We start from the raw sequence: 18,437 nt of genomic DNA, 5'->3' as shown, positions 1-18,437 counted from the left end.
GCGCCCGGGTCCTTCAGCTCCCACGCGGCAGCATCAGGGTGAAGACGGTCCGCGCCGCGTCCGACTCCACGGTGAGCGTCCCCCGGTGGCTGCGGACGATCTGCTGGGAGATGAAGAGCCCCAGGCCCAGCCCGGATGGCACGTGCGCGCCGGTGTGCGCGCGCTGGAAGGGGTGGAAGAGCAGGCCCAGCTCCTGCGGCGCGATGGGCTCGCCCGGGTTGGCCACCCGCGCGACGACCTGCTCCGGCCCGCCCTGGAGCGACACCTCCACGACGCTGTCCGGGGGGCTGTACTGGAGGGCGTTGCTCACCAGGTTGCTCAAGACCTGGGTGAGCCGGTCCGCGTCCCACCGGCCCGTCAGCGTCCCGGTGGACGTCACCTTCACGACGCGGCTCGGGTGGACCAGCTCCAGCTCCTCCACCACCTGGCGCACCAACCCGCCCAGGTCCATGGCGCCCGGCGTGAGGGGGATGCCGCCGCCCAGCCGGCTGCGGGTGAAGTCCAGCAGCTCGGTGATCATCCGCGTCATCCGGTCCGCGCTGCTGACGATGCGCCCCGCGGTGCGCATCAGCGGCGCTGGCATCTGCTCGCTGGCGATGAGGAAGCTGGCCGACATGCGGATGGCGTTGAGGGGGTTGCGCAGGTCGTGCCCGACGATGCCCAGGAAGCGCTCGCGGAACTCCGCGGCCGCGCGCAGCTCCGTCTCCGCCTGCTTGTGCCGGGTGACGTCCACCACCACCGTCCCCACGCCCACCACCTCACCCCCGGTGGTGCGCACCGGGTGGAAGCCCACCATGAGGTGCAGCTCGCTGCCGGCGGCGTCCGCGTCGGGAGCCGCGCCCGGCTGCTTCATGGAGAACGCCAGCTCCTCCACGGGCTCGCCCGTCTCCAGCACGCGGCGCAGGACGGGCTCCAGCCGGGGGGCCATCCGGGGCAGCACCTCCCCGAGCGTCCTGCCCACGTAGGCGTCCAGGGGCAGCCCGTCCAGCATCGCCATCCGCGCGTTGACGCGCACGAAGCGCAGGTCCCGGTCCAGCAGCGACAGGCCCACCGGCGAGGAGATGAGGAGCGCGTCCAGCTGCGCGAGCGCCTCCGCCTTCTCCCGGTCCGCGCGCCGCACCTCGTCCACCAGCCGCTTGGTGCGCACCAGCGCGTTCACCCGCGCGCGGACCTCCTCCGTGCGGAAGGGCTTGGCCACGTAGTCGTTGGCGCCCGCGCGCAGCCCCAGCACCAGGTCCTCCGGCCGGTTGTGCGCGGTGAGCATCAGCACCGGCAGGACCTCCATCTCCGGCTGGCTGCGCAGGAACTGGCAGACCTCCGGGCCGGACATCCCCGGCATCTCCCAGTCCAGCACCACCACGTCCGGTGCCCGCCCGGAGTGCAGGCGTTCGAGCATCGCCGCGCCGTCCGGGAACGTTTCCACCTGGAACCCCGTTCCCAGCGCCGTCTTGATGAAGCGGGCCTCGCTGGCGCTATCGTCCACCACCCACACACGAGGTGCGGCCTCCTCCGCCGATGCGTCGGACCCCCTCGGTCGGGGGAAGGCGGAGGTGGGCGGCGAGGGAGGCAAGCGCATGGCTTTGGGTTCGATTCCTTGGGAAGCAGCGGGCCTTCGTGACACACCGGAGTAACGTGCGTGGAGAAACCAACGCTTGGCGTGTGCGTGGTGACTCATTTCTTTCAGCAGACCGGAATCGTTCTAGCTTGGTCGGTCGTTTCCAGAGGACGCCATGCCCGAGGTACTCGTCGTTGATGACAGCAAGGTGATGCGCGAGATGGTCGTCGCCTGCTTGCGCCCCTACCCGGAGAGCCGCTTCACGCAGGCGTCCAGCGGGTTGGAGGCCATCGAGCAGCTGTCGCTCAAGCCGTATGACCTGCTCGTCCTGGACCTCAACATGCCCGACATCGGGGGCATCGAGGTCGTGGAGTTCGTGCGGGGCCAGGACCACCTGCGCTCGCTGCCCATCATCATCGTCACGACCCGCGGGGATGAAGCGTCCCGCGAGCGGGCGCTCGCGGCCGGCGCGAACCGCTTCATGACCAAGCCCTTCACTCCGGACTCCATCCAGGGCGCGGCCCGGGCCCTCCTGGAGAAGCCCCAGGACGCGAAGCCCCAGGACGAGGCGTCGCGCGGGTGACGACGTCCGTGGAGTTCGCGGAGTTCCTCCCCGCCTATCTGGCGGAGGTGGATGAGCTGCTCGCCTCCGCGCAGCGCGACCTGCTTGCCGTGGAGGAGGCCGTGCGCCGGGGCGCGGCCCAGCCCCGCGCGGTGCGTGAGCTGTTCCGCGCCCTGCACACCATCAAGGGCCTGTCCGCCATGGTGGACGTGGAGCCCATCGTCTCCGTGGCCCACTGGATGGAGACGTCCCTGCGCCTGGCGGATCAGGCTGGAGGCCGCCTGCCCGAGTCCAGCGTGGAGCCGCTGGTGGAGGGGCTGCGTGCCATCGAGCAGCGGGTGCGGCAATTGGGCGCCGGAAAGCCGGCGTCGCCCGCGCCGGCGAACCTGCTGGAGCGGCTGGAGGCCCTGGGCCCGCACGTGCTGGAGGCGGCGCCCCCCCAGCCCCGGCGCGTGGTGCTGGACGCGGAGGCCGCGTTCGCCTCGAAGCTGGCGCCGTCGGAGCGCGGGCAGCTGGAGGCCGGGCTCGCGGCGGGGCAGCGCGCGGTGCGGCTGGACTTCGTGCCCTCCGCCGGGCGCGCCGCCCAGGGGCTCACCATCAACACCGTGCGCGAGCGCGTGGCGAAGCTCGGCGACATCGTGAAGGTGCTGCCGCTGTCCGGCGCCGCCGCGGGCGGGGCCTCGCTCGCGTTCGCGCTCTTGCTCATCACCTCCTCGGACGACGCGGCGCTGCTGGACGCGGTGGGCGGGGCTCCCGCCACGGTGCGCTCGCTGGAAGCGGACGCGCCCGAAGAGGCCGCGGTCCCCCTGGCGCCGCTGCCGCCCACGGCCGTGCCCGTGGCCGTGGCCGAAGAAGAGATGGAGGAGCCGGAGGTGCGCCGGGGCGGCGGCCTGCTGCGCGTGGAGGTGTCGCGGCTGGACGAGGCCATGGAGTGGCTGGCGGCGCTCGTCGTCAACCGCTCCCGCCTGACGCGCGCGGTGACGGCGCTCACGGCCACGGGCGCCCCCACGCGGGAGTTGACGGCCATCCTCCAGGAGAACGGCCGGCAGCTGCGCGACCTGCGCTCCGCCATCCTGCGCCTGCGCATGGTGCGCGTGGGCGACGTGCTGGAGCGGCTGCCCCTGCTGGTGCGCGGGCTGCGCCGCACCACGGGCAAGTCGGTGCGGCTGGAGCTGGACGTGGGCGACGCGGAGCTGGACAAGGCCGTGGCGGACCGGCTGCTGCCCGCGCTGGTGCACCTGGTGCGCAACGCGGTGGACCACGCGCTGGAGCTGCCGGAGGAGCGCGTCGCGGCGGGCAAGCCCCCGGAGGGGCTGGTGCACCTGGGCTGCCACGCGCGCTCCAGCGGCCAGCTGGAGATCACGCTGCGCGACGACGGCCGCGGCGTGGACGCGAAGGCGGTGGCGAAGGCGGCGAACGCGCCGGTGCCGGAGTCGGTGGACGGGCTGCTGGACCTGCTGTGCCGGCCCGGGCTGTCCACGCGCCAGGAGGCCACGAGCACCAGCGGCCGGGGCATGGGCATGGACATCGTGCGGCGCATCGTCGTGGAGCAGCTGGGCGGCGAACTGCGCATGGAGACGCGCAAGGGCGCGGGCACCACGTTCACCCTGCGCGTGCCGCTCACGGTGACGCTGGTGGACGCCATCGTCTTCGAATGCGCGGGCCTCAAGTACGCGGTGGCGGTGGGCACGGTGGAGGAGCTCATCGACGTGGACGCGCTGCGCGTGGTGCGGCCGGCGGGCGCGGACGGCCTGGGGCTGGTGGAGCGGCGGGGCGCGGCGGTGCCGCTGTTGTCGCTGGAGCGGCTGCTGGGCCGCACGGCGCCAGCGCAGGCCGGCGTCAGCCGGGGCGCCAAGGCGCTCATCGTCCGGCAGCGCGGGGAGCCGGTGGCCTTCGCGGTGGACCGGCTCCTGGGCCAGCAGGAGATCGTCCTGCGTCCCCTGGAGGACCCGCTGGTGCGCGTGCCGGGCGTGGCGGGCGCCACGGACCTGGGAGATGGCAAGCCCACGCTGGTGCTGGACCTGGGCGCGCTCGGCGCGGCGCACGGGGTTCGCCGCAAGGGCGCGGCGCGTCCGGGGGAGTGGGTGTCATGAGCGTGCTGCACGTGTTGTTCAAGGTGGACGGGACCGAGTACGCGATGCCCGCGGCGGACGTGGTGCAGATGGAGTCCTTCTCCGGCGCCACGCCGGTGCCGGGCGCGCCCGCGCACGTGGCGGGGCTGGTGCAGGTGCGCGGCCGCGTCATCCCGGTGGTGGACGCGAGGACGCGCTTCGGCCTGCCGCCCGGGACGCGCTCGCTGGATTCGCGGGTGGTGGTGGGTCAGCTGGGCGAGCGCACGGTGGGGCTGCTCGTGGACAGCGCGCGGGAAGTCTTGAAGTTGGACCCCCGCACCATCCAGCCGCCGCCGCCCATGGTGGTGGAGGGCGCGAAGGGTTTCGTGAAGGCCGTGGCGCAGGTGGGCCCGCGGCTGGTGATGCTCATCGATTTCCCCCGCGTGGTGGGGGAGGAGACTGCGAATGTCGACGGACAACGGTAGCAGCGCCCCCCGCCTGGACGATGCCCGTGCGCTGGCCGAGCGCACGGCGGCCAAGGTGGAGGAGAGCGCGGGGCTCGTGCAGTCCACGGAGCTGCTCGCGGCGCGCCTGGCCTCGGCGGGCAACGAGCAGGCGGCGTCGGGCGAGCAGGTGCGCACCGCCATCGAGTCGGTGGCCGCCCAGGTGGAGGAGACGAGCGCCGCGGTGCAGTCCCTGGTGCGCAACCAGCGCTCGATGAGCGAGTCCGCCCGGGGCGTGCAGCAGGAGGCGGAGGCCACCGCGGGCGCGATGCAGGAGGTGGCCGCGTCGGTGGCCAGCGTGCGCAAGGACGCGGCGCTGCTCGCCGGCTCCTCGGACGCGACGGCCTCCACGGTGGAGCAGGTGGCGCGCTCGGTGAAGGGCGTGAGCGCCAACGCGGAGGAGCTGGCCGCCTCCAGCGAGGAGCTGCTCGCGAGCGTGCAGGAGATGAACGCCACGGTGGAGGACCTGGTGGTGCGCAACCAGACGAGCGCCGCCACCACGGAAGAGGTGGCCGCCACCATCGAGGAGATGTCCAAGGGCATCTCCCGGCTGTCGTCGGACGCGCAGGGCGTGGGCGAGCGCATGGGGCAGGTGTCCAGCGCCGTCGTGTCCCTGGGCAAGACGCTCAATGAAGTCTCGCGCGACGCGGCCAGCATGGCCTCCAGCGTGGAGGAGACGGCCTCCACCACGGAGGAGGTCGCGCGCAGCGTGCGCGGTGTGGCGGAGCACGCGCGGGCCCTGGAGACGCACGTGGGGTCCACCGCGTCCACGGTGGAGGAGGTGGCCGCCAGCGTGGAGGAGGTGGCCGCCACGTCGGAGAAGAACGCGGCCGTGGTGGACGCCAACGCGGCCACCATCGAGCAGCTGGCGCGCTCCGCCCAGGCGGTGGCCCGCGCCGCGGAGAGCATCAACAGCCTGGCGTCCACCAGCGCCTCCGCGTCCGCGCAGCTGGAGACGTCCACGCGCCGCGCGGCGCAGATGACGGAGGAGGCGCGGCTGGCCGCCGAACGCGTGGGCTCGAGCGCGCGCGAGGGCGGCGTCACGGTGGCGCGCTCCATCGCCGGCTTCGGCCGCATCCGGCAGTCCATCGTGGAGTCGTCCGGGGTGATGAAGGAGATGGGCCGGCGCGCTGAAGAGATTGGCGACATCGTGCAGACCATCAACCTCATCGCGGACCGCACCAACCTCCTGTCCCTCAACGCCAGCATCGAGGCTGCGCGGGCCGGGGAGCACGGCCGCGGCTTCGCGGTGGTGGCCGAGGAGATCCGCGCCCTGGCGGACCGGGCGGCGGCCGCGAGCGCGGACGTGGCCAAGATTGTCCGGGGCCTCCAGACGACAGCGCGCGAGGCGGCCACCGCCACGGGCGAGGGCGTGCGCGCGGCGGACGAGGGCGCGGCGCTGGCGGGGGACGCGGAGAAGGCGCTGGGCACCATCCTCAAGGGCGTGGAGGAGCTGGGCCAGAACGTGCGCGAGGCATCGCGCGCGTCGGCGGAGCAGGTGCAGGCGGTGCAGGCGCTGGCCCAGTCCACGGCGAAGGTGAGCGAGCAGGGGCGGGTCATCACCACGTCCGCGACGGAGCAGGCACAGGCCGCGCAGGCGCTGGCCCAGAGCGGCACGGAGATGCGGCGCATGGCGCGGCAGACCACCCAGGCCACCGCGGACCAGGCCAAGGCGCTGCGCGACGCGGTGCGCTCCAACACCCAGCTGTCGGAGGTGGCGCAGAAGGTGTCGCGCGCGATGCAGGAGCAGGCCTCCGCGGCCACGGACCTGGCCAAGAACGCGGTGCAGATGCGGCAGTTGGTGCAGGGGGTGAGCGGCGCCGTGACGGCCCAGGGGCAGCAGGTGGCCGCCCTGGGCGTGGTGGCGCAGGAGGTGACGTCCTCCACCCAGCGCGCCCTCACCGGCATCGCCGAACAGGCGAAGGCCGCGCAGGAGGTGGCGCGCGCCATGGACAACGCGCGCAAGGAAGTGGCCCAGTCCACGCGGGCGATGGTGGAGCAGGGCCGCGCCCTCAAGCAGGGCGAGGTGGCCACCCGCCAGGTGGCGAAGCTCGCGCAGGAGGTGACGCGCGCCACGGACGAGCAGGCCCAGGCGCTCTCCTCGCTGGTGCGCGGCGCGGAGGAGGTGCGCCGCGTGGCGAGGACGACGTCGCGCGCGCTGGACGAGCAGACGGAGGCCCTGGCCGCCCTCACCACGTCCGCCTCGAAGCAGGCCACGGGCGTGGCGGCCGTGGCCCGGGCCGCGCAGGAGCAGGCCACGGTGACCGAGCAGGTGGGGCGGTCGGTGGAGGAGATGCGGAGCCGCTCGCGGGAGATCGCCGTGACCACGGCCCAGCAGGCGCGCACCTCGGCTGTGACCGCCCAGGAGGTGAAGGAGGTGGCGGGCCGGCTGGGGCAGCTCGCGAAACTTCATGGTGAGCAGGTGGAGGGGCTGTCCCACCTGACCGGATTGCTGGGAGGCAAGGACGCGGGCGCGTCCCGTCCCCCCAGGGAGCAGAAAGCGTGACGATGACTTCGACCCTGCGGCAGCACCCCCTTTCCCTCTCCTCGGACGACCGTGCCCGGGTGGAGGAGGTGGAACAACTGGCGCGGCAGGGACCCGCGAGCCTGCCCGCGCTGGTGGCCGGGCTGGACGCGCCCAGCTGGGCGGTGCGCCGCGCCGTGGTGTCCGCGCTGGCGCGTCTGGGCACCCCCGCGGTGAAGCCGCTGTGCGACGTGCTGTGCCACCGGCGGGACAACGAGGCGCGCATCGCCGCGGCGGTGGACGCGCTCGCGGCCGCCACCGGCGAGGTGGAGGCGCCCGTGGAGGCGCTGGGCGACGACCCCAACCCGGCCATCGTCTGTGACGCCGCGCAGGTGCTGGGCCGCCGCCGCAGCCGCCAGTCCGTGCCGCTCCTGGCGCGACTCACCGTGCACGAGGACGACAACGTGGCGGTGGCCGCCATCGAGGCGCTGGGCCGCATTGGCGGCGGCGCGGCGGTGGACGCGCTGCTGGCCTCGCTGGGCAGCGGCAACTTCTTCCGCATCTTCCCCGCCATCGACGTGCTGGGGCGCTCGGGCGACCCCACGGTCGTGCCGGCGCTGATGGCGCTGCTGACGGATCCGTTCTACGTCCTGGAGGCCGCGCGCGCCCTGGGCCGCACCGGCCAGGAGGCCGCGGTGCCGGCGCTCCTGAACATGCTGCAGCGGGGCAACGACGCGGCGGTGCGCGCGGCGGCGGTGGCGCTGGTGGAGATCCACGACGCGCAGGTGCAGCGCTTCGGCGGCGCGCGCATGGTGCCCTCGATGCTGCGCTCCGGTTCGGCGGAGCCCCATCCCACCGGGCGCAGGCTGGCCCACGTCATCACGGGCGCGGACGCGGGGGAGAAGACCGCGGTGGCGCGGCTGTTGGGCTGGGTGGGCGGCGCGGACGCGGCGGCGGGGCTGCTCAAGCTGCTGGACTCGCAGGACCTGGGCGTGTCGCGCGCGGCGGCGGCGGCGCTGGGGGAGCTGGGCTCGGAGGCGGACGCTCAAATCCTGCAGGCGCTGCGCGAGGGTGACAGCGCGCGGCGCCGGGTCCTGCTGCCGCTCGTGGGCCGCAGGGCCGCCGCGGTGCCGGACGTGCTGTTGTGCCTGGAGGACCGGGACGCGACGGTGCGCGCGCTGGCGGCGGAGACGCTGTCGCGCATTGGCGACACGTCCGCGGTGCCCGCCCTCTTCGCGCGGCTGTCGGACGAGGACCCGCGCGTGGCGCAGGCGGTGGTGGGCGCCATCCAGTCGCTGGGCAGCGAGGTGACGGAGACCCTGGCGCTGGAGGCGGCGCGCTCGCCGGACACGCGCCAGCGCCGCGCCGCGCTGCGCATCGTGGCCTACTTCGGCTACCCGCGCGGCCTGGACGCGCTGCTGCTGGCCATGCGGGACCCGGACGAGCGGCTGCGCGACGCGGCCATCTACGGGCTGCCCTTCATCGACGACCCGCGCGCGGTGGACGCGCTGCTGGCCGCCGCCAGCCACGAATCCGAGCGCACGCGCGCCACGGCCATGCGCGCGCTGGGCCAGACGGACAAGCAGGCGCGCATCACCTCCACGCTGCTGGGCGGCCTGAACGACCGCGACCCGTGGGTGCGCTACTACGCGTGCCAGTCGCTGGGGAAGCTCAACGAGGAGGCGGCCGCGGACGCCATCGTCGCGCTGGCCAACGACGACGCGGGCCAGGTGCGCGTGGCGGTGGTGGACGCGCTGGCGCACCTGCACACGGAGAGCGCCATGGCGGCGCTGCGCCGGGCGGCCTCGTCCACGGACGCGGACGTGCGCCGCGCGGCGCTGCTGGGGCTGGGCGTGGCCCGGCGCCAGGACGCGCTGCCGGTGCTGCTGGAGGCGGTGGGTTCGGAGGACCCGGCCACGCGGCTCGTCGCGCTGTCGGCGGTGGCGGAGTACGACGCGCCGGAGACGCTGCCCGCGCTCTTGCGCGCGGCGGGGGACCGGGACGACGGCGTGCGCAGCGCGGCGGTGGGCTTCCTCGCCACGCGCACCGGCCTGCACGCCACCCAGTCGCTGGTGTCGCTGCTGGGGGACGTGATGCTGCGCGAGCAGGTGGTGGGCGCGCTGGCGCTGCCGGTGGACGGGCGGCTGCCGGGGCTCCTGGCGGCGCTGGAGGTGGCGGACGACACCACCGCGCCCCTGCTGGTGGCGGCGCTCGCGCGCATGCGCCGGGCGGACGCGCGCGCGGCGCTGATGCAGGCGCTGGTGGGCGCCAGTCCGGCGGGGCGGCGGGCGACGGCGCCCGCGGTGGCGGCGCTGGGCACGGTGGAGGCGCGCGAGGCGCTGGACCGGGCGGCCCACCGCGACGAGGACGCCGACGTGCGGCGTGCCTGCCTGCTGGCGCTGGGGCGTTGAGGCGCCCTTGCCCATGAGCGCGCTGCCGCTGTCACCGCAGGTCTTCTCCATCCTGACGATGCTCATCGAGCAGCGTGCCGGGCTGCACTACGGCCCGGAGGACCGGGACCTGCTGTCGGAGAAGGTGTCCTCGCGCGCGCTGGACGCGGGCTTCGACTCGCTGCTCGACTACTACTACTTCCTCCGCTACGACCCGAAGGGGAGCGAGGCGCTGGACGCGCTCGTGGACTCCCTGCTGGTGCACGAGACGTACTTCTTCCGCGAGCCCCAGGCGCTGGAGGCGCTGGTGGACGAGGTGCTGGTGCCCCGGGCGCGCGCCGGTCTCAAGCCCCGGGTGTGGTGCGCGGCCTGCGCCACCGGCGAGGAGCCCCTCACGCTGGCCATGCTCCTGGACGCGAGGGGCGTGCTCGCGGACGTGTCGCTGCTGGCCACGGACCTGAGCACCCGCGCGCTGGAGCGCGCGAGGACGGGCGAGTACAACCTGCGCTGCCTGCGCGCGCTGCCCAAGGGCGTGGAGGGCCGCTGGCTGGACGTCGTGGGGAGCCGGCCGCGCGTGCGCCCGGAGCTGGTGGCGAAGGTGGAGTGGCGGCAGTTGAACCTGATGGACGGCGCGAACTACCCGGCGCCGGAAACCTTTGACGCCGTCCTCTGCCGCAATGTGCTCATCTACTTCCAGGACGACACCGCGCGCCGCGTGGTGGACGGCCTCACCCGGGTGCTCAAGCCCGGGGGGCACCTGCTGGTGGGTACGTCGGAGTCCCTGATGCGTTTCGGTACAGCGCTGCACTGCGAGGAACGGCGCGGCTCGTTCTTCTACAGCAAGGCGGGCCCATGACGGCCCCGACGTCCGCGCCCCCCTTGCGCGTGCTGGTGGTGGACGACTCGGCGTTCGCGCGCAAGGTGCTGCGCAAGGTGCTGTCGGACGCGGAGGGCCTGGAGGTGGTGGGCACCGCGCGCGACGGGCTGGACGCGCTGGAGCGGGTGGCGGAGCTCAAGCCGGACGTCATCACCCTGGACCTGGTGATGCCGGCCCTGGACGGCCTGGGCCTCTTGCGCGCGCTGGCCGGCATGCCGGACGCGCCACGCGTGGTGGTGGTGAGCAGCACCGGCACGGACAGCGAGCTGGCGGTGGCCGCGCTCGAGGCGGGCGCGGTGGACCTGGTGCACAAGCCCACGGCGCTCGCCACCGAGCGGCTGTATGAGCTGGGCGCGGAGCTGGTGGCGAAGGTGCGCGTCGCGGGCCGCGCGGTGCCGCACTACGGGCAGGAGGTCACGGGGGAGGCTGGCGTCCGCGCCGCGCGCACGGGGGCGGCGTCCTCCACGAAGCTGCTGGCGGTGGGCACGTCCACGGGCGGCCCGCAGGCGCTGACGCGGCTCCTGTCGGTGCTGCCCGGGGACTTCCCCGCGCCGGTGGCGCTCGCGCTGCACATCCCCGCGGGCTACACGGAGGCGGTGGCCAAGCGGCTCAACGCGCTGAGCGCGCTGGAGGTGCTGGAGGCAAGCGACGGCCTGGAGCTCGTCCCGGGGCGCGCGGTGCTGGCGCGCGCGGGGATGCACCTGAAGCTGGAGCGGCACGGCGCGCTGGACCTGGTGCGCCTGGACCGCCAGCCCCTGAGCACCCCGCACCATCCTTCGGTGGACGTGCTCTTCGAGAGCGTGGCGGCGGGGTGGGGCAAGGACGCCGTGGCCCTGGTGCTCACCGGCATGGGCGAGGACGGGCTCGTGGGCGCGCGCGCGGTGCGCGCCGCGGGGGGCGTGGTGCTCACGGAGGCGGAGTCGTCCTGCGTGGTGTACGGCATGCCGCGCGTGGTGAAGGAGGCGGGCCCTTCTTGGGCGGCGCGCGGCGCGGCAGGGTGACGGTGAAGGTGGTGCCGTCGGTCTCCGTGGAGGCGACCTCGATGGTGCCGCCGTGGGCGTGGACGATTTCGCGCACGATGTAGAGGCCCAGGCCGTAGCTCATCTTCAGGGTGCGCGTCGTCTGCGGGCCCTGGCGGAAGGGCTCGAAGAGGTGGGGCAGCAGGGCCTCCGGGATGGGGCGGCCCTGGTTGTGGACCTCCACCACGACCTTGTTGCGCAGGCCGCGCGTGGCCAGGCGCACGGGCGCGTCCGGCGGGCCGTACTTGAGCGCGTTCTCCATCAGGTTGGACACCACCTGGGCCAGCCGGTCCGGGTCCCACTGTCCCTGCGTGTTGCCCTTGTGCTCCAGGACGATGTGGCGCTGGGGGAAGGCCACGCGGAACTCGTGCGCCACCTTGGCCAGCAGCTCCTGGGTGTCCGTGCCGCGCGGTTCAATGACGACGCCGCCCACCAGCCGCGCGCGGGTGAAGTCCAGCAGGAGGCGCGTCAGCCGCTCGATGCGCACCGCCGCGGTGGCGATGCGCTGGCTGGTGCGCGCCGTCTCCTCCGCGGGGCCGCCGGCCGCGAGCACGCGCGACCAGTTCATGATGGCGCCCAGCGGGCTGCGGATGTCGTGGCTGATGATGCCCATCAGGTGCTCCTGGAACTCGGAGTGCCTGCGGACCTCTTCCTCGGCCCAGCGGCGCTGGGTGATGTCGCGGCTGATGCCGAACAGGCCGAACACCTGGCCCTCGTCGTCGCGCAGCGGGCCCTTGGTGGTCAGCCACACGCGCTCGCCGTCGGGGCTCTGCTGCGTGTCCTCGTAGGTGAGGGGGCGGCCTGCCTTGAGCACGTCCTGGTCGTGCTGGAGGTTGACGGCGGCCTCGTCGGCGGGGAACAGCTCGCCGTCCGAGTGGCCGCGCACCTCCGCCACGGTGCGGCCCAGCGCGCGGGCGCCCGGGGAGTTGATGACCTGGTAACGGCCCTCCAGGTCCTTGATGTAGATGGCGTCGGTGGTGCCCTCCAGCACGGCCTGGAAGAGCTGTCCGGCGCGCTGCAGCTCATGGCGGGCCCGGTACTCGGGGGTGATGTCGCGCAGGTGCAGCAGCAGGCCGCCCTCCACGGGGCGCGCGCTCACGTCGAAGCACCGGTTGCCTTCGGGCCAGGGGTGCTCGTAGCGCACGGCGGCCTGGTCGGTGGCGGGCGCGTCCAGGCGCAGGTGTTCGCCCAGGGCGAGCGGGGCGCCTACCGCCTTGCGCACGTCGTCGCCCGGCTGGACGCAGCCTGCGAAGAGCTCGCGCATGCGGGGGCTCAGGTGGCAGAGGCGCCACCCGGCGTCCACGGCGAGGAAGGCCTCCGGCAGTCCGTCCAGCAGCGCGAGCAGGCTCGGGCCTGACGCACCCGGTGCGGACGGGGCGGAAGGTCGGGAGCGCGGGCTTGCGGGAACGTGGGGCATCGTCGGATCAGCCGGGAAGGTGTGGGGGTGCGGGGAGCAGGGGCCCCTTCAGGGGAGGGAACACGGAGCGTGGGCAGCGCGTGCCCGGCTTCAAGGGCCGGACACGGAGGCAGGACGGCGGATGGGGTCCAGACAGGCTCCTACGGACTGCTCGGACGGATGGATCTTCGGGGAAACGCAGGGGCCCCGGTGAACAAACGGGACAGCAGCGCACCGGTCGCCTGCTTTCGGCACGGGGCCGACCGTGACGCCTCCGATGTCTGTCTGGAAGAGGGCAAGACGCATCCGTGCAGAACCATACTCCGCTCGCGATGAAGCGGGGGCCCTGGGTCAACGGAAGCCCGCCGCTCGCACTCTCCGTGCACTGATGGTGGAGGGTTGTGGCAGGAGCGGATGGCTGGAGGGGGGACGGCCCCCGGACGGGGCGGGAGCGACCGTGGCCAGCGCTCGGCCCCAGGGCTTCAGGGCTTCTTCGCGTCGCGAGGCTCCCCGTCGCCGCGCTCCAGCTTGCGGTAGAGCGTCTTCCTGTCCACGCCCAGGATGCGCGCCGCGAGCGTGCGGCTGCCGCCCACCGCCTCCAGCACGCGGTGGATGTAGCGGCGCTCCAATTCCTCCAGTGTCACCAGCTCCGACGCGTCCGTGTTCTCCGGCACCACGCGCGGCGTGCTGTAGTTGCGCACGCGCTCCGGCAGGTCGTCCACGGTGAGCTGCTCGAAGGACGTGAGCGCCACGGCGCGCTCGATGCAGTTCTGCAACTCGCGCACGTTGCCCGGCCACCCGTACGCCAGCAGGCGCTGCGCCGCGGCCGGTGACAGGCCGTCCACGCGCTTGCCGGTGCGCGACGCGAACTGTTCGATGAAGCGCTGGGACAACAGCAGCACGTCGTTGCCGCGCGCGCGCAGCGGGGGCAGCTCGATGCCGATGACGTTCAGCCGGTAGTAGAGGTCCTCGCGGAAGCGGCCCTCCTCCACCGCCAGCTCCAGGTCGCGGTTGGTGGCCGCGACGATGCGCGCGTCGAACGGCGTCTCCGTGTCCCCACCCACCGGCCGCACCACGCGCTCCTGCAACGCGCGCAACAGCTTCGGCTGCAACGTGAGCGGCAGCTCCCCCACCTCGTCCAGGAAGAGCGTGCCGCCGTTCGCCTTCACGAACAGGCCCGCGCGCGCGGCCTTCGCGTCGGTGAAGGCCCCCTTCGCATGGCCGAACAGCTCGCTCTCCAGCAACTGCTCCGGCATCGCCGCGCAGTTGATGGCCACGAACGGCCCCTCCTTGCGCCGGCCCCTCGCATGGAGCGCCCGCGCGGCCACCTCCTTGCCGGTGCCGCTCTCCCCGGTGATGAGCACCGTGGCGTCCACGTCCGCCACCCGGTCGATGAGCGCATACGCCTGCTTGAGGGCGGGGCTCTCCCCCACCAGCGCCCCGTCGTCCTGGCGCTCATCCAGCGCCTGGCGCAGCCTTCGCACCTCCGCGCGCAGGGCGCGGTGTTGCACGGCGCGCTCCAGCACCAGCACCAGCGCGTCCAGGTCGATGGGCTTGGTGATGAAGTCGTACGCGCCCGCGCGGATGGCGGCCACCGCCGTCTCCAGGCTGCCGAACGCCGTCACCACCACGACGGGGATGTCCGGCCGGTTGAGCACGATGCGCTCGCACAGCGCCAGGCCATCCATGCCGGGCATGCGCAGGTCCGTGAGCACCGTGTCGAAGTCCTCGGCGGACAGCCGCTGGAGGGCCTCGTCCGCGGCGGCCACGGCCACGGGCTGGAAGCCCCGGCGCTGGAGCCCCTTCTCCACGAGCACGCGCATCTCGCGCTCGTCTTCGACAATCAGGATGCGGCCTGGCATGCGTTGGCTCCCGGCGGCAGGTAGATGGAGAAACAACTCCCACGGCCCGGCTCGCTCTTCACGTCAATCCACCCACCGTGGTCCCGCACCATCCCATAGGAGACGGACAGGCCCAGCCCCGTCCCCTCGCCCACGTCCTTGGTGGTGAAGAAGGGCTCGAAGACGTGGGGCAGCACGTCCGCGGCGATGCCCGTGCCCTCGTCCACCACGTCCAGCCGCACCCACTCCTGCTCGGGCCCACCCACGTCCGCGGGCGGCGTGGCGCGCACCACCTGCGAGCGCACGCTCAGCGTTCCGGGCCGGTGCATCGCGTGCAGCCCGTTCATCACCAGGTTCGTGAGCACCTGCTGGAACTGCCCGGCGTCCACCTCCACCGTGAAGCCCGAGGGCACCTCCTGCGACAGCGTGGCGCCGCGCTTGGTGGCCATGGGCTTGAGCAGCGACAGGGTGCGCTCGGCCAGGAGCGACAAGTCCTCCGGCGCGCGCGACGGGGCCCGCCGCCGGGCGAAGTCCAGGAGCTGCCGGATGATGGCGGTCATGTGCTGCGCCTGCTGGAAGATGATCCGCGCGCACTCGCCCACCTCCTCGCCCTCCGCTTCTCCGGAGGACACCATCTTCGCGCGGCCCATCACCACGTTGAGGGGCGTGCCCAACTCGTGCGCCACGCCGGACGCCAGCTTGCCCACCGTGGTGAGCCGGTCCGCGTGGCGCAGGTGCTCCACCGTCGCCAGCCGCGCCGCCGTCTCCGACGCCAGCCGCGCCCGCGTCTCCTCCAACTGCTCGCCCATGCGGTTCATGGCCACCGCCAGCGTCGTCAGCTCGTCGCCCTGCTCGCGCCGCAGCGGCACGCGCGCGGTGAGGTCGCCCTCGCCAATGCGCCCCGCCAGGTGCACCAGCTGCTCCACGGGCCGGCCCACCAGCCTGCGTCCCATGGCCATGGCGGCCAGGAGGAAGAAGACGCTGAGCGCGGCGGTGGCGATGGAGGTGCCCAGCACGGTGGTGCGCACGTGCTGCTGCTGTTCGGAGAGGGACTCGGTGATTTCAATGGCGCCCACGCGCCGGCCCAGGAACACCGGCGTGTACGAGCGCAGCACGCCGGGCGTGTTCGTGGTGTCCTGCAGCCAGCCGTCATGGCCCTCGCGCAGGCTCAGGAGCAGCGCGGGCGGCAGGCTCGGCGCGAAGCCGGAGCCCGGCCCGCCATCCAGCCACACCCAGCGCAGCCGCACCTGCTCCTGGAAGCGGTTGGCCTGGTTGAGCAGGGTGAGCGCCTCGGCCTCGCCCGCGAGCTGCCACGCCTTGCCAATGGACCCGGCGAGCGTGTGGCCCAGCAGCCGGTGGTCGTGCTGCATGTCGGTGTCGGACCGGGCGAGCTCCCGGTTGACCTGGAACACCTGGAGCCCGGCCATCACCGCGACGGCGAGCAGCACGAGGGCCAGGGTGAATTTGCGAGCGAGCTTCACGGGAAAGGCAACCCCCGGTTCGTGCGTGAGGGGGAAGGAACACACGGACCGGGGAGGTACGCTACGGGTACCGCGGGTGCTGCGTCACGACAGCTCTGACGGCGTACGAAACTAGTTCGTGGTGCTGGGGCTCTCGGCGGGAGCGGCGGGCGTCTTCTGGCTGGCCGGCTGCTTCGCCTTCTTGGCCTTCACGGCGGCCTTCGCCTGCGTGGCGGTGGTGCCCTTGGCGGCCTTGGGCGTGGCGGCGAAGGCGCCCACGGAGGCGAGGGACAGGGACAGGCCGAGGACGAGGGCGGACGTGCGCTTCATGGAGGAACTCCGTTTCAGGCCCGCGAGAAGTGGGGTGCGGGCTGACGGGCGACAAGAGCATTGGCCGTGCCAGCCCCCGTCCCCGAGCGACGCGCCGCGACGGGGGGGCGCGATGCCCCGCGGGGCCCTGGGGCACATTGCCCCGGCGGGGGCAGGATGCCCCTTTCGCGCCCGGTGCTGAACGCCGCGGGGGACCTGGAGGGCACGTGGCATGCGCCATGCTCCTCCGCCTCTGGATGACCGACCCGACCCTGACCGAAGATGCGCCGCGCCCCGTGCGCATCCTGGTGGCCGAGGACGACGACGCGATGCGCGCGCTGCTGGTGCGCACGCTGCGGCGCGCGGGCTACGTGGTGGTGGAGGTGGAGGACGGCTTCGAGCTGGGGGACTACCTGGCGATGATGCGGGGGCAGGGCGGCACGCTCGCCCCCCTGGACCTCATCGTCAGCGACGTGCGCATGCCGGGGCGCACCGGCCTGGAGGCGCTGGAGCGGCTGCGCGACCAGGGCGTGTCCTGCCCGGTGCTGCTGCTCAGCGCCTTCGCGGACGAGGAGACGCACGCGGAGGCGCTGCGCCTGGGCGCGAGGCAGCTGTTGGACAAGCCGGTGGACCTGGACGTGCTGAAGGAAGCGGTGCGCGAGGCCGTCACGCACTGACTACGAAGGCGTCCCCGGGTCCGCCTGCGCCTGCGCCTGCGCCTGCTCCGGCTCGGTGACGGGCAGCGGCTGTCCGCTCAGCTCGGCGCGGAGCCGGTCGCGGTCCAGCTCGTTCTCCCAGGCGGAGACGACGATGGTGGCGACGCCGTTTCCAATGAAGTTGGTGAGCGCGCGCGCCTCGCTCATGAACCGGTCGATGCCCAGGATGAGGGCCAGCCCCGCCACCGGCACCGACGGCACCACCGCGAGCGTGGCGGCCAGGGTGATGAAGCCCGCCCCCGTGACGCCGGAGGCGCCCTTGGACGTGAGCATCGCCACGCCCAGCAGCGTGGCCGTCTGGGTGAGCGTGAGGTCCACGTTGAGCGCCTGGGCCACGAACAGCGCCGCCATGGTCAGGTAGATGTTGGTGCCGTCCAGGTTGAACGAATAGCCGCTGGGCACCACCAGCCCCACCACCGACTTCGAACAGCCCAGCCGCTCCAGCTTCTGCATCAGCGGCACCAGCGCGGACTCCGACGACGACGTGCCCAGCACCAGGAACAGCTCCGCGCGGATGTAGCGCAGGAAGCGCAGGATGGAGAACCCCGTCAGCCGCGCGATGGGTCCCAGCACCGCCAGCACGAACACGACGCACGCCAGGTAGAAGCAGCCCATCAGCCGCATCAGCGGGCCCAGGCTGGTGACGCCGTAGGCCCCCAGCGTGAAGGCCATGGACGCGCCCGCGCCAATGGGCGCGAGCCGCATCACCAGGCCAATCATGTGGAAGAAGGCCTTCGACAGCGCCTCGAACAGCACGACGACGGGCTTCGCCGCGGGGCCGATGGCCGTCAGCGAGAACCCGAACAGCAGCGCCAGCAGCAGCACCTGGAGCAGGTCCCCCTCGCCGGTGAAGGCGTCCACGAAGGTGCGCGGGATGAGGTGCAGCAGGAAGCCCATCGTGGACTGGTCGTGCGCCTGCTGCGCGAAGCGCGCCACGGCGCTCGCGTCCAGCGTGCGCGGGTCCACGTTGAAGCCCGAGCCCGGCTTGAGCGCCGATACGACGAGGACGCCGATGATCAGCGCGAACGTGGAGACGACCTCGAAGTAGAGCAGGGCCTTGCCGCCCACCCGGCCCACCTTCTTCAGGTCCGCCACGTTGGCCACGCCCAGCACCACGGTGAGGAAGATGACCGGGGAGATGAGCATCTTCACGAGCGAGATGAACCCGTCGCCCAGCGGCTTGAGCTTCACGGCCGTGGCGGGCGCCAGGTGGCCCAGCAGGCCTCCGGCGAGGATGGCCGCGAGGACCCACAGGTACAGGCGCGAGGAGGACTTTGGAGGCGTGGCCATGGTC

Annotated in this window: 14 protein-coding genes; 8 read left to right on the top strand and 6 right to left on the bottom strand. The window is 73.4% G+C overall.

The annotated features are described in order from the left end of the window. Nucleotides 1-13: 13 nt before the first annotated feature. Nucleotides 14-1,483: a response regulator gene (locus D7V93_RS01190; RefSeq protein WP_158623609.1), complete on the bottom strand. Its 1,470-nt coding sequence runs from the start codon at nt 1,481-1,483 to the stop codon at nt 14-16. Nucleotides 1,484-1,730: 247 nt separating this feature from the next. Here D7V93_RS01190 and D7V93_RS01185 point away from each other — a divergent pair, with 247 nt between their 5' ends. The 7 genes from D7V93_RS01185 to cheB are packed head-to-tail and all read left to right on the top strand — an operon-like array spanning nt 1,731 to nt 11,403. Then, entirely contained in the window at nt 1,731-2,138 is a 408-nt protein-coding gene (locus D7V93_RS01185) for a response regulator (RefSeq protein WP_120641563.1), read from the top strand. After that, nucleotides 2,135-4,210 (top strand): chemotaxis protein CheA, encoded by a 2,076-nt coding sequence (locus D7V93_RS01180; RefSeq protein ID WP_120641562.1) that lies wholly within the window; start codon nt 2,135-2,137, stop codon nt 4,208-4,210. Before D7V93_RS01185 ends, D7V93_RS01180 begins: the two co-directional genes overlap by 4 nt. Next, nucleotides 4,207-4,653, top strand: coding sequence for a chemotaxis protein CheW (locus tag D7V93_RS01175; protein WP_120641561.1), 447 nt, complete (start codon nt 4,207-4,209; stop codon nt 4,651-4,653). The genes D7V93_RS01180 and D7V93_RS01175 overlap by 4 nt, the downstream gene beginning before the upstream one ends. After that, the gene (locus D7V93_RS01170) at nt 4,634-7,177 is read left to right on the top strand and encodes a methyl-accepting chemotaxis protein (protein WP_120641560.1); all 2,544 of its coding nucleotides are present in this window, start codon (nt 4,634-4,636) and stop codon (nt 7,175-7,177) included. The genes D7V93_RS01175 and D7V93_RS01170 overlap by 20 nt, the downstream gene beginning before the upstream one ends. Before the next feature lie 2 nt (nt 7,178-7,179). Further along, on the top strand, nt 7,180-9,546 hold the full coding sequence (locus D7V93_RS01165) for a HEAT repeat domain-containing protein (protein ID WP_120641559.1): 2,367 nt from the start codon (nt 7,180-7,182) through the stop codon (nt 9,544-9,546). Between the two features lie 13 nt (nt 9,547-9,559). Beyond that, nucleotides 9,560-10,381 carry a CheR family methyltransferase gene (locus tag D7V93_RS01160; RefSeq protein WP_120641558.1) on the top strand — a complete coding sequence of 274 codons (822 nt, stop codon included), beginning with the start codon at nt 9,560-9,562 and terminating at the stop codon, nt 10,379-10,381. Further along, nucleotides 10,378-11,403, top strand: coding sequence for a chemotaxis-specific protein-glutamate methyltransferase CheB (gene cheB, locus D7V93_RS01155; RefSeq protein ID WP_120641557.1), 1,026 nt, complete (start codon nt 10,378-10,380; stop codon nt 11,401-11,403). Before D7V93_RS01160 ends, cheB begins: the two co-directional genes overlap by 4 nt. On the opposite strand, the gene D7V93_RS01150 is transcribed toward cheB, so the two are convergent. From D7V93_RS01150 to D7V93_RS01135, 4 genes are all read right to left on the bottom strand, one after another. After that, entirely contained in the window at nt 11,309-12,838 is a 1,530-nt protein-coding gene (locus D7V93_RS01150; protein WP_120641556.1) for a PAS domain-containing sensor histidine kinase, read from the bottom strand. The genes cheB and D7V93_RS01150 overlap by 95 nt on opposite strands. Nucleotides 12,839-13,299: 461 nt before the next feature. After that, a complete protein-coding gene (locus D7V93_RS01145; RefSeq protein WP_120641555.1) occupies nt 13,300-14,679 on the bottom strand; it encodes a sigma-54-dependent transcriptional regulator in 1,380 nt (459 codons plus the stop codon). Beyond that, nucleotides 14,661-16,139 (bottom strand): sensor histidine kinase, encoded by a 1,479-nt coding sequence (locus tag D7V93_RS01140; RefSeq protein ID WP_120641554.1) that lies wholly within the window; start codon nt 16,137-16,139, stop codon nt 14,661-14,663. Before D7V93_RS01140 ends, D7V93_RS01145 begins: the two co-directional genes overlap by 19 nt. Nucleotides 16,140-16,250: 111 nt before the next feature. After that, nucleotides 16,251-16,448, bottom strand: coding sequence for a hypothetical protein (locus D7V93_RS01135; protein ID WP_120641553.1), 198 nt, complete (start codon nt 16,446-16,448; stop codon nt 16,251-16,253). Between the two features lie 218 nt (nt 16,449-16,666). On the opposite strand from D7V93_RS01135, the gene D7V93_RS01130 reads away from it, so the two are divergent. Beyond that, nucleotides 16,667-17,104 (top strand): response regulator, encoded by a 438-nt coding sequence (locus D7V93_RS01130; RefSeq protein WP_120641552.1) that lies wholly within the window; start codon nt 16,667-16,669, stop codon nt 17,102-17,104. Here D7V93_RS01130 and D7V93_RS01125 read toward each other — a convergent pair whose 3' ends face one another. Further along, nucleotides 17,105-18,433: a dicarboxylate/amino acid:cation symporter gene (locus D7V93_RS01125; protein WP_120641551.1), complete on the bottom strand. Its 1,329-nt coding sequence runs from the start codon at nt 18,431-18,433 to the stop codon at nt 17,105-17,107. It lies immediately after the preceding gene. Nucleotides 18,434-18,437: the final 4 nt, after the last annotated feature.

The sequence above is a fragment of the Corallococcus llansteffanensis genome (assembly GCF_003612055.1).
Lineage (GTDB): Bacteria > Myxococcota > Myxococcia > Myxococcales > Myxococcaceae > Corallococcus > Corallococcus llansteffanensis.
Note: the sequence above shows the minus strand (reverse complement) of the source record. Positions and strands in the feature narration are given on the sequence as shown.

What these genes read in the sequence shown, in the direction of transcription:
- D7V93_RS01185 (WP_120641563.1), top strand. Translation starts at nt 1,731, where the DNA reads ATGCCCGAGGTACTCGTCGTTGATGACAGCAAGGTGATGCGCGAGATG.
- D7V93_RS01175 (WP_120641561.1), top strand. Translation starts at nt 4,207, where the DNA reads ATGAGCGTGCTGCACGTGTTGTTCAAGGTGGACGGGACCGAGTACGCG.
- D7V93_RS01170 (WP_120641560.1), top strand. Translation starts at nt 4,634, where the DNA reads ATGTCGACGGACAACGGTAGCAGCGCCCCCCGCCTGGACGATGCCCGT.
- D7V93_RS01165 (WP_120641559.1), top strand. Translation starts at nt 7,180, where the DNA reads ATGACTTCGACCCTGCGGCAGCACCCCCTTTCCCTCTCCTCGGACGAC.
- D7V93_RS01160 (WP_120641558.1), top strand. Translation starts at nt 9,560, where the DNA reads ATGAGCGCGCTGCCGCTGTCACCGCAGGTCTTCTCCATCCTGACGATG.
- cheB (WP_120641557.1), top strand. Translation starts at nt 10,378, where the DNA reads ATGACGGCCCCGACGTCCGCGCCCCCCTTGCGCGTGCTGGTGGTGGAC.
- D7V93_RS01150 (WP_120641556.1), bottom strand. Translation starts at nt 12,838, where the DNA reads ATGCCCCACGTTCCCGCAAGCCCGCGCTCCCGACCTTCCGCCCCGTCC.
- D7V93_RS01145 (WP_120641555.1), bottom strand. Translation starts at nt 14,679, where the DNA reads ATGCCAGGCCGCATCCTGATTGTCGAAGACGAGCGCGAGATGCGCGTG.
- D7V93_RS01135 (WP_120641553.1), bottom strand. Translation starts at nt 16,448, where the DNA reads ATGAAGCGCACGTCCGCCCTCGTCCTCGGCCTGTCCCTGTCCCTCGCC.
- D7V93_RS01130 (WP_120641552.1), top strand. Translation starts at nt 16,667, where the DNA reads ATGCTCCTCCGCCTCTGGATGACCGACCCGACCCTGACCGAAGATGCG.
- D7V93_RS01125 (WP_120641551.1), bottom strand. Translation starts at nt 18,433, where the DNA reads ATGGCCACGCCTCCAAAGTCCTCCTCGCGCCTGTACCTGTGGGTCCTC.